Here is a 457-nt window from a genome sequence, read left to right on the forward strand (position 1 = left end):
GACGTGATTGGTCAGGAATACAAACGCATGAAACGTGCGATGCAGGCGCGGGCATTTGTACTGCGAATGGATACGCACACATGGCGCTCAATTGGCTATTTAGTGGGAATGCTTTTAATCCATGCACTTGAACGTTCAGAGCGAATCATGGAGGCAATGAAGTGTCGTGGTTACAACGGCCGCTTCTATTTGTTGGATGATGATAAGTTAGTCGCACGCGATTACTGCTTGATCATCGTTTGCGTTCCGTTCTTGATTTCTCTAATTCTTATCAACCTGCTTTGAGGCTTTTATGGAAGCGCTAATTGAAACACGAGGCTTAAGCTACCGCTACCCACGAAGAGGGGAAGTATTATCTCATGTCGATTTCTCTCTCTACTCGGGTGATCGGGTTGCGCTCACGGGGCCGAATGGAGCGGGCAAAACGACGTTTCTACATTTACTGGTAGGGCTAAAA

At 47.3% G+C, this 457-nt stretch carries 2 protein-coding genes; both read left to right on the top strand.

Annotated elements, in window-relative coordinates:
• Positions 1-285: energy-coupling factor transporter transmembrane protein EcfT (locus A3761_RS08140; protein ID WP_197472973.1), on the top strand; the 285-nt coding region annotated here is incomplete at its 5' end.
• Between the two features lie 7 nt (positions 286-292).
• Positions 293-457 (top strand): ATP-binding cassette domain-containing protein (locus tag A3761_RS25680; protein ID WP_156491740.1); only part of this gene is annotated, 165 nt, incomplete at its 3' end.

This window comes from Oleiphilus sp. HI0123, assembly GCF_001635315.1.